General features: G+C 37.9%; 4 protein-coding genes and 1 pseudogene. 4 read left to right on the forward strand and 1 reads right to left on the reverse strand.

Annotated features, from left to right (window positions below; genetic code table 11):
• Positions 1 to 10 precede the first annotated feature (10 nt).
• Positions 11 to 1,195, forward strand: a complete 1,185-nt coding sequence (locus tag QM491_RS12920; RefSeq protein WP_283327909.1) for a multidrug effflux MFS transporter — start codon at positions 11 to 13, stop codon at positions 1,193 to 1,195.
• A 333-nt stretch (positions 1,196 to 1,528) separates the two neighbouring features.
• On the opposite strand, the gene QM491_RS12925 is transcribed toward QM491_RS12920, so the two are convergent.
• Entirely contained in the window at positions 1,529 to 4,495 is a 2,967-nt protein-coding gene (locus QM491_RS12925) for a glycosyltransferase family 117 protein (protein ID WP_283327910.1), read from the reverse strand.
• Between the two features lie 477 nt (positions 4,496 to 4,972).
• Here QM491_RS12925 and QM491_RS12930 point away from each other — a divergent pair, with 477 nt between their 5' ends.
• The 3 genes and pseudogenes from QM491_RS12930 to QM491_RS12940 all read left to right on the forward strand — a co-directional run bounded on the left by QM491_RS12930 (position 4,973) and on the right by QM491_RS12940 (position 9,105).
• On the forward strand, positions 4,973 to 6,130 hold the full coding sequence (locus tag QM491_RS12930; protein WP_283327911.1) for an MFS transporter: 1,158 nt from the start codon (positions 4,973 to 4,975) through the stop codon (positions 6,128 to 6,130).
• 657 nt (positions 6,131 to 6,787) lie between these two features.
• Positions 6,788 to 7,909 (forward strand): annotated as a pseudogene (ribB, locus tag QM491_RS12935) (3,4-dihydroxy-2-butanone-4-phosphate synthase); the annotation flags it as partial.
• Between the two features lie 428 nt (positions 7,910 to 8,337).
• Positions 8,338 to 9,105, forward strand: a complete 768-nt coding sequence (locus QM491_RS12940) for a DeoR/GlpR family DNA-binding transcription regulator (protein WP_166553744.1) — start codon at positions 8,338 to 8,340, stop codon at positions 9,103 to 9,105.
• Positions 9,106 to 9,311 lie beyond the last annotated feature (206 nt).

Consider the following 9,311-nt stretch of genomic DNA (forward strand, 5'->3'; position numbering starts at 1 on the left):
AATCTCCCGAATGAAAAATCGCAGTATATTAATTCTAATTCTTGGTTTACTATCAGCCATTGGTCCCTTTTCGATAGATACTTACCTTTCTGGTTTTCCGACCATCGCGAAGGACTTGGGTGTTACCGTCGACGAGGTCGCCTATTCTTTGTCTAGTTTCTTTATCGGTATATCGGTAGGACAACTCATTTATGGTCCTCTGCTGGACAGATTTGGACGTAAAAAGCCTTTGATGATTGGCTTATCTATTTATTTGGTAGCCTCACTTGCTTGTGCTACCGCCAATTCTGTAGAGGTGCTGATTGCAGCTCGCTTTTTACAGGCATTGGGCGCTTGCGTGGGTATGGTAGCCCCTCGTGCGATTGTACGAGATGTATTTCCTGTAGAAGAAACGGCAAAAATATTCTCCCTGCTGATGTTGATTTTGGGTGTATCGCCCATTATTGCGCCTAGTGTGGGGAGTTATATGATTACCTTAATGGGCTGGCATAGCGTGTTTTATATGCAGTTTGGCTTGGGTGTAATCTTATTTTTGGCCTGCTATTTTGCTTTACCTGAAAGTAAAAAACCTGATGAGTCAATTTCATTAAAACCACGAGCCATCATTTTGTCATTCATTGACATCCTAAAAGTGCCACAGTTTTATACGTATGCCTTTGCAGGCGCCTTGATTTCGGCTGGCGTGTATGCTTACCTTTCGGGTTCTCCTTTTGTATTTATGAAACTTTTGGGGGTTTCAGAAAAGGAATATGGCTGGATATTTGGCTTTTTAGCAGGAGGCTTGATTGCCAGTAGTCAAGTGAATAATCTTTTACTGAAAAAATACAGTAGCAGTCAGGTAGTACGTATTTCTTTGCGTGTCCAAACGCTGGTTGGGGTGATATTATGTCTGGTAAGTATTTTGGGCTGGCTTAATTTATACAGTGCCTTGGCTTTAGTGTTTCTATTTTTATGCTGTCAGGGTATTAGTTATCCCAATTCTTCGGCATTGTCGTTGTATCCTTTTACCAAATCTATAGGTGGCGCCTCTGCCTTATTAGGTGCTTTACAAATGTGTTTTGGGTCGTTGGCTGCCGCTGCTGTGAGTATCCTCAGCAATGGTACTAGTGTTCCAATGACTGCTGTGATGGCTGGTTGTGCCGTACTGGGACTAATTATCTTTGCGACAGGTGTTTCTAAATTGAAACATGGATAGACTCAAAAGCAAAGTGTTTAATGATGAATGTAGAATTGTGAGTTATGCAGATATGGGGATTTCCGAAATCAGAAATCCCCAATCTGCAATAGTTTGAAATTCTTCTGTCCTTGTGTCCTCGCCAAAAATAGATTGCATTTTAGATTTAGCAAATAGTATATTCTTGCTAAGAAAAGCTCCTACGGAGCTGAGGTAAATGCTTGAAACGTTCCTGACAATTTTCCTAATAAACAGACCTCTCTCTATTGTATAATTGAATAATGTTGAAAATTTATTTTAGGCAAGGACAACTCCTCACTCATCACTCACCACTCATCACTCAAAACTTCTTCCCTAGCTACTCAGTTTCTGGAGTTGTTGCTGAAACATTCGCTCGTATTTTTCGGCCTCGGGGGCTTTGGCATTTTTGAGACTTTCAACAATAATTTGCATTTGGAAGAGTGCAAATTGGATATCTTGCTCGTTGCTGGCACTGCGATTTTTTCCATAAAAATCCAATAATTGATTATTGCGATTCATCATCGTATTGGCGATTTCCATAGCGGAGGCATGGTCACCAATGGTCAAATACAAGCTTACAAAACCCGCTGATACATGGTCGTAAGCAATAGATTGGTCGGGCATGATACGTTTGCAATAATCTAAGGTATCTTTTGCTTTTTGGTATTTGCCCTCATGAGCAAACTGGCTCGCCAAACGTTGAAAGGATAATCTCCCCATGGTGGTTGGTAATTGATAAAACTCAGAATGATGATATACTTGAGGATTGTCAAGGTTTTTCCAAACCATTTTTTTCATCAAATTACGCTCCAATACGGCTGTATTCACAATTCCTTCGGTAGCACCTTCTATTTTTACAGGCATCAATCGATAGGCATAACCTTCCAATTGCATAAACTCTTTCATATTGAGGTAACTCACTTTGCTAAGCGAGGACGCAAAATAAATCGGACGTTTCCAACCATTAGCAGCGTTTTGGGCAATAATATCAAGCTGTACCAATTGCGGTTTCAAAATCCCTGATGTACCAATAGACCAATTCATTTGATTAGTCAACAACGGTTCGACGTCTTTAGGTACAAAACCAGCTTTTTTGATTTCATCTACATTTAATGGAATCGTCAGGTTTTCACTTGGTAAAATATTAATCGAAGTGCCGTCTTGCAATGGTACTTTGATAGCTTGATTATCATCTTTGACTAATTTGAGATATTCAATCAAATTGATACCACTTTTTACATTTGGATTTTCATAAAAAAGAATTTGATCGTTGATACCTTCTCGTAACAAATCTTCAGAAATAGAAACAGGCAACGCCTCCGACTCGTAGGTTTTTCGTTTCATTTGCTCAATATACCAATCCGTTCCTAATAGCGAGAGATTACAAACTCGCACATCTGTACGGAAACCCTCTACTTCTTGTACATACCAAAGCGGAAAGGTATCATTGTCGCCAGCGGTGAATAAAATGGCATTTTTTTCACAAGAGTTTAACAAGTTTTTGGCAAAATCTACCTGCTGATAACGATTGCTACGGTCATGGTCATCGTAGTTTTGTTGAATCAAAATCACAGGAATGACCAACGATGCCAAACTGGCTAATCCACCCGAAAGTATAGGTTTACGAAGAAACTTGTTTGCCCATTCCGTTAATTGTATAACGCCTAATCCAATCCAAATACAGAAAAAGTAGAACGAACCAACATAAATGTAATCTCGTTCGCGAGGCTCTGTAGGAGGGGCATTCAAGAAAATAACTAATCCTATTCCTGTTATCAAAAACATTAAAACGGTAGTCAAAAAGTCTTTCTCATTTCTTTTCATCAAAAAGAAAAAACCAATCAAGCCCAAAATTAAAGGTAGCCCAAAGTAATTGTTGTGAGATTTACTACGAGCTGAAAGAGCTGAATAAGGGCTTTTACTGATAAATGACATACCAGCATCTTGGACATCGCTATCACGACCAATAAAGTTCCATAACAAATAGCGCATATACATGTGCCCCATCTGATGCGAAAATAAATAGAGAAGATTGTCACCAAAAGTAGGTTTTTGTCCAGGCGCTAAACCAAGCATCTCAGCGTATTGCTTCGGATACTGTTCCATTGGACTAAAATATACCCTTGGGAAAAGCATTTCTTGCTCCTTGGGAAAAATCAATTTTTGTCGGTAATCATAAATCTCGTATTTGTCATTAGACATTTTGTATTGAGGCTTGCCACGCTCTACATTTTCAACCTCTGCCGTGTAAATAGGACCATATAACAACGAACGCTCGCCGTATTGCTCACGTTTGAGGTATTTTACAAAATTAAGAATGTTACTTGGGTTATTTTCGTTGAGAGGGGTATTGTAATTGGAACGAACCAAAGCCAAAGTATATGACAAATAACCAATAAGTACAAAGCACAAAGCCAGCAAACTCACGTTTAAATGTACTTTGTTTTTTATAATCGAATAGCGAATAGCGCCAATCAGAGCTCCTAAGAAGAGAATCAAAAATAGACTTACGCCAACACCATAAGGCATTCCTAATCCGTTGGTAAATAATAATTCAAACTGGAAAGCCATAGATGGTATGCTAGGAATAATCAAAGAATTGATAACGCCTAAAATCACCAAACCAACCAATAACGCCAGAAAACCTCCTTTGTAACTTGGCTTATGATTTTTCTTGAAATAATAAATTAATGCCAAAGCTGGGACAGTTACCAAATTAAGTAAGTGAACCCCAATTGACAAACCCACTAAATAGGCAATGAAAATCAACCATCTATTCGCAGCGGCTTCATCTTCAATAAGCTCCCATTTGAAGGCTGCCCAAACCACAATCGCAGTAAAAAATGAGGACATAGCGTAAACCTCCGCCTCGACTGCCGAAAACCAAAATGAATCCGAAAAGGCATACGCCAAGGCACCAATAAAGCCTGCACTCAGGAGTGTGAAAGCCTCACTTTGTGTTAAGTCTGAAAAAGGTTTTTGATAGGCTTTGCGACCAATTAAAACAATTGTCCAGTGCATAAACAACACGGTCAGGGCACTCGTCAGTACCGATAACATATTAATCCAATAAGCCACTTTGGTGACATCAGCGCCTGCAAATAGGGAGAAAAATCTGCCAAGCAAAAGAAACAAAGGTGCTCCTGGTGGGTGCGGTACTTGTAATTTGTAAGCACAAGCGATAAACTCGCCACAGTCCCAAAATGAAGCTGTAGGTTCTACCGTCGCTGCATATACGATAAAGGCAATAACAAACACTGCCCAACCGATTCCATTGTTGAGTTGTCGAAATGATGTCATAGTATGTTGGATTTTTAAGAAGAGCAATAGGTACTTAGCTTGCGTGCCAGTGCCTCACAGTACTTTCTTGTAGGTGAAAATGTTTTATGTGGAAAAATAGAAATTAGAGGATTCTTGTCGTAGCTAGCATGCAAAAGCAATCCTTGATACAAAGGAAAATACATTTTTGTTATGTCCTGAAAATCAGGTTTGTATTTAACACTATTTAACTTAAAATCATTTTAACATTTGACAGAAAGCCCAGCATTTTTTAGGATTTATTGAAGTATAATAGCTCAAAAGCATCAAAAAGATTGTACTAAATCAATATTGTTTTTGACGTCTCTAATGAATTTCTGAAATCCGATAGATATGTCCAGTTTTGTTGAATTATCTACCGAACTTTGAGGTTAGAAAAGTATTACGATCTATCCAAGAAAACTTAATTAATTGTTGACAGACAGCTCTTCACACTTGTTGTCAATCATTTTTGAAATCATGAAAAAACATTTTTTTCCACTCTTCCTAGGGGGACTCGGCATTGGTACTACCGAATTTGTGGTAATGGGGATTTTGCCTGATATTGCCAAAAATCTAGGAGTTAGTATCACTGACGCCGCCCACATTATTTCTTCTTATGCGGCAGGCGTAGTTGTTGGTGCACCTTTATTGGTGTTGTTGGGAAGTAAGTATCCACCCAAAAAGATGCTATTGTTCTTAATGGTAATTTTTACCATTTTCAACTCATTGTCTGCTTTGGCTCCTGATGCGACTACTTTGTTGTTCTTCAGATTTTTAGCGGGTCTGCCTCACGGTGCATTTTTTGGTATTGGAGCTGTAGTAGCAAGTCGCTTGGCTGATGAAGGCAAACAAGCACAAGCTATCTCGACGATGTTTGCAGGTTTGACAATCGCCAATTTGTTGTTGGTGCCTATTGGTACATGGATTGGTCACGAGTATTTGTGGAGATATACCTTTGCCTTGGTCACTATCATTGGGTTAACCACCTTGTTATTCATCAATCTTTGGTTACCAGCTTTACCGTCAGACCGAACCGAAGGAGAAAGTACGATGGCACAATTAGAACTTTTTAAACGTGTAGACGCTTGGTTGGTTATTGTGATTACATCTATCGGAACGGGAGGTTTGTTCACTTGGATTAGTTATATAGCGCCATTGATGACCGAGGTGTCTCATTTCTCAGCAAATAGCGTTTCGTGGATTATGGTTTTGGCAGGTTTTGGTATGGTTGTAGGGAATATCATTGGTGGAAAGTTAGCGGATAAATTGCCAGCAGTTCAAGCTTGTTTATGGTTGTTGGTTGCGATGGCGGTGACATTATTAGGTATCCATTTCTTCTCAGAAAATAAAATCATATCCTTGATATTGACATTTATTGCAGGCGCATTATCTATTTCATTGGCAGCACCAATCCAGATTTTGATGATTAGTACCTCAAAAGGTGCCGAAATGCTGGGCTCTGCGGCCACGCAGGCGAGTTTCAATATCGGTAACTCATTGGGTGCTTTCTTTGGCGGTTTACCTATAGTCTATGGTTTTGGTTATAATACACCTGTTTTGGTAGGCATGGCAATGGCATTAGTGGGCGTATTTTTCTCTTTTGTATTGAAAAGAAGATTGTCTTATGCAGAATAAGTAGAAAAGACATATAAGTATTAGTGCTGAATTGTGAGTGGTGAATTGTGAATGTCCTTGCCTAAAATAGGTTGCCATTTAGATTTAGGGAAAATAGTATTATTGTTGCTAAGAAAAGCTCTGTAGGAGCGACAGTTCGGTAGATTATATAGTTATAAAAGTCACTTTAGAGCACCGTAGGTGCGAAAGACTTCAACTTAGTTTGAGTTCTTTCGCACCTATGGCGCTCTTTTTTATGTTTAAAGAATATATCCTACTACCAAACTGTCGCTCCTACGGAGCTGAGATAAACACTTGTAGTATTCCTTATAATTTTCCTAATAAACAGACCTCATTCTATCGTCAAATTGAATCATGTTGAAAATTTACTGAAGGAAAGGCAACCTATTTTAGGCAGCAGTCACTAGGCAAAGAGTTTTATAATGTTTTTAATAACCAAAGACCTATTTTTTCCAAAGCCTACCGCCGAAAGCCGATACCTGAAAGCCACTTCGTCCAATTCCAAAATCCCAAATCCGATATAGATTTCACCCTAAATTCCTTTCGTTTTTTTATTTTTTTCTTTCCGAATCATTAAAAAGCATAATTTTGAAGTGAAAAATGAAAACAAATCGATTGAAGAGGCTCTTGACTTCTTTGATTATTAAAAAGAATACCATGTCGGAAATAAAATTAGATAGCATACAAGAGGCAATTGAAGCTATTCGTAGAGGCGAAATTATTATTGTAGCTGATGACGAAGACCGTGAGAATGAAGGAGATATGATTTGTGCATCGGAAGCCATTACGCCAGAATTAGCCAACTTTATGATAAAGGAAGGCCGTGGTTTGATGTGTGTAACTTTGACAGAAGATAGATGTGTCGAATTGGGCTTGAATATGATGGTGGGAAATAATACCTCCTCTCACGAAACCCCTTTTACGGTATCCGTAGATTTACTGGGACATGGTTGTACAACGGGCATTTCGGCACCTGACCGTGCCAAAACCATTCAGGCATTGGTTGACGAAAATACAAAGCCAGAAGAATTGGGTCGCCCAGGACATATTTTCCCCTTGAAAGCGAAAACAGAAGGTGTTTTACGTCGTACTGGACATACTGAAGCTGCCATGGATTTTGCCAAACTAGCAGGATTCAAACCTTCGGGCGTGCTTATTGAAGTTTTAAATGAAGATGGTACAATGGCTCGTTTGCCAGATTTGAGAAAAATTGCTGATAAGTTTAATCTTAAATTGGTCACCATCAAAGACTTGGTGGAATATCGTCTGCAAACCGAATCGCTCATCAAAAGAGAAATTGGCGTAGATATGCCAACAGACTGGGGGCATTTTGATTTGATTGCTTTTCGTCAAAAAGATACAGGCGATACACATTTGGCATTAGTGAAAGGAACTTGGAAAAAAGATGAGCCTGTGCTCGTGCGGGTTCACAAATCAAATGTTGTTGGTGATATTTTCGGTTCAATACTTTGTGATAGTGGTCAACAATTAAAAAATGCTATGCAAGCTGTTGAAAATGAGGGGAAAGGGGTGATTTTGTATATGTTCCAAGATGGTAAAAGTGCCAACTTAATGAGTGATTTAAAAAAATACAAACTTCAAGAAATGGGTGTTAATCAATGTGCTGAAATTACACCAAACGATGAGAGAGACTATGGTATTGGGGCGCAAATTTTAAGAGATTTAGGGGTTTCCAAAATCAAATTGTTGACCAATAATCCTAAAAAACGTGCAGCATTATTCGGTTACGGTCTCGAAATCGTAGAAACTGTGACCTTGGGATAAAGATTTGAAAATTTGTATTTTAATAGTAGAGATGCAATGCCTTACGACTAAGGATATGTTATCTCGTATTTAATCATCAAAAAAGCGGTCGAAATACAATTTTCGACCGCTTTTTTGATTCAGTTCCAAAACTGTTAAAATAATAAGTCCAAGACTAAGTCTTGAACTGGTATTAAAAAAACATTTCGTATTCTTTACTTTTTATGTAAATTCAATTCGGAAAATCTTTGTTTTATTTATTATTAACTTTTGTTTTGTTTCGAATATGCTTTAAAATAACTGATTTGTAGGTTTTCCTATATTTACTCGCAAATTAGTACAAAAAATATTTTCGTTTTGTTTCTTTTATTTGTTTTTGTTTTCTATTTTTGTTTTAAGGTTAACAAAAGAGCAAACGGAAGCTTTAAATTACATAGACATTTATGCTCCCAAATCAACGTAGAGAGAAGATTTTAGAATTATTAAAAGAAGATGGTTCAGCTAAAGTGGCTGACTTGGCTCGCTTGTTTAAAGTAACAGAGGTTACTATTCGTCAAGATTTAGAAAAGCTGGAAGCTGAAGATTTGATTATAAAGGAACATGGTGGGGCTTATCTTAAAAATGTAGAAGATCAAGTAAAAAGTTTTTCTCTGATTCATCAAGATAATTTAGATAAGAAAGAGAAAATCGCCGAAAAGTGCCTTGAATACATCGAATCAGGAGATACCATCATTCTGGATTCGGGAAGTACAACAACCGAAATTGCCAAGAAAATTAAACACTCAGGAATAAGAAATCTAACCATTATCACTAATGCTTTGAATATAGCCATGATGCTCGGTGCTGAGCCGAGTATCGAGGTGATTATGACAGGGGGGGAGTTTAAACCACCCACCTTGTCGCTAACAGGACAAAAAGCTGCTGATTTTTTTAAAGGCTTAAATGTGCAAAAATTATTCCTAGCCACGGCTGGGATTTCCCTAAAATCAGGACTGACTTACCCAAGTATTAGTGATTTAGTCGTAAAAAAAGCCATGATTGATGCCGCTGAGATTACTTATTTGGTAGCAGACAGCACCAAAATTGGCAAAAGCGCTTTGGCAAGCTTAGGCGCATTGAGTTTGATAGATTATATCATTACCGACGACGCCATTGAAGACAAACACAAAGAGGTTTTCAGAGATAATGAAATAGAGGTAATAATTGCCTAAGGGAAAAAGAAGGAGATTTAACAGGCTTCTTTTACAAAAAAATTAGATTAAATAATATCAGGGATTTGCATTAAAATCATTTTTTAATAGACATTATCACGGTTTCAGAAGTATCATAAAAAAAGGCTTGAATTTTTTAGATTTGTAGTTGCAAAACCAAACAAACTAAAAAAGACGAGCCATGAACAAAATTAACACATTAACTA

Source organism: Flectobacillus longus, from assembly GCF_030056705.1.
Lineage (GTDB): Bacteria > Bacteroidota > Bacteroidia > Cytophagales > Spirosomataceae > Flectobacillus > Flectobacillus longus.

Bases quoted from the DNA above. Each gene is read 5' to 3' on its own strand.
- QM491_RS12920 (WP_283327909.1), top strand. From the start codon at position 11: ATGAAAAATCGCAGTATATTAATTCTAATTCTTGGTTTACTATCAGCC.
- QM491_RS12940 (WP_166553744.1), top strand. From the start codon at position 8,338: ATGCTCCCAAATCAACGTAGAGAGAAGATTTTAGAATTATTAAAAGAA.
- QM491_RS12925 (WP_283327910.1), bottom strand. From the start codon at position 4,495: ATGACATCATTTCGACAACTCAACAATGGAATCGGTTGGGCAGTGTTT.
- QM491_RS12930 (WP_283327911.1), top strand. From the start codon at position 4,973: ATGAAAAAACATTTTTTTCCACTCTTCCTAGGGGGACTCGGCATTGGT.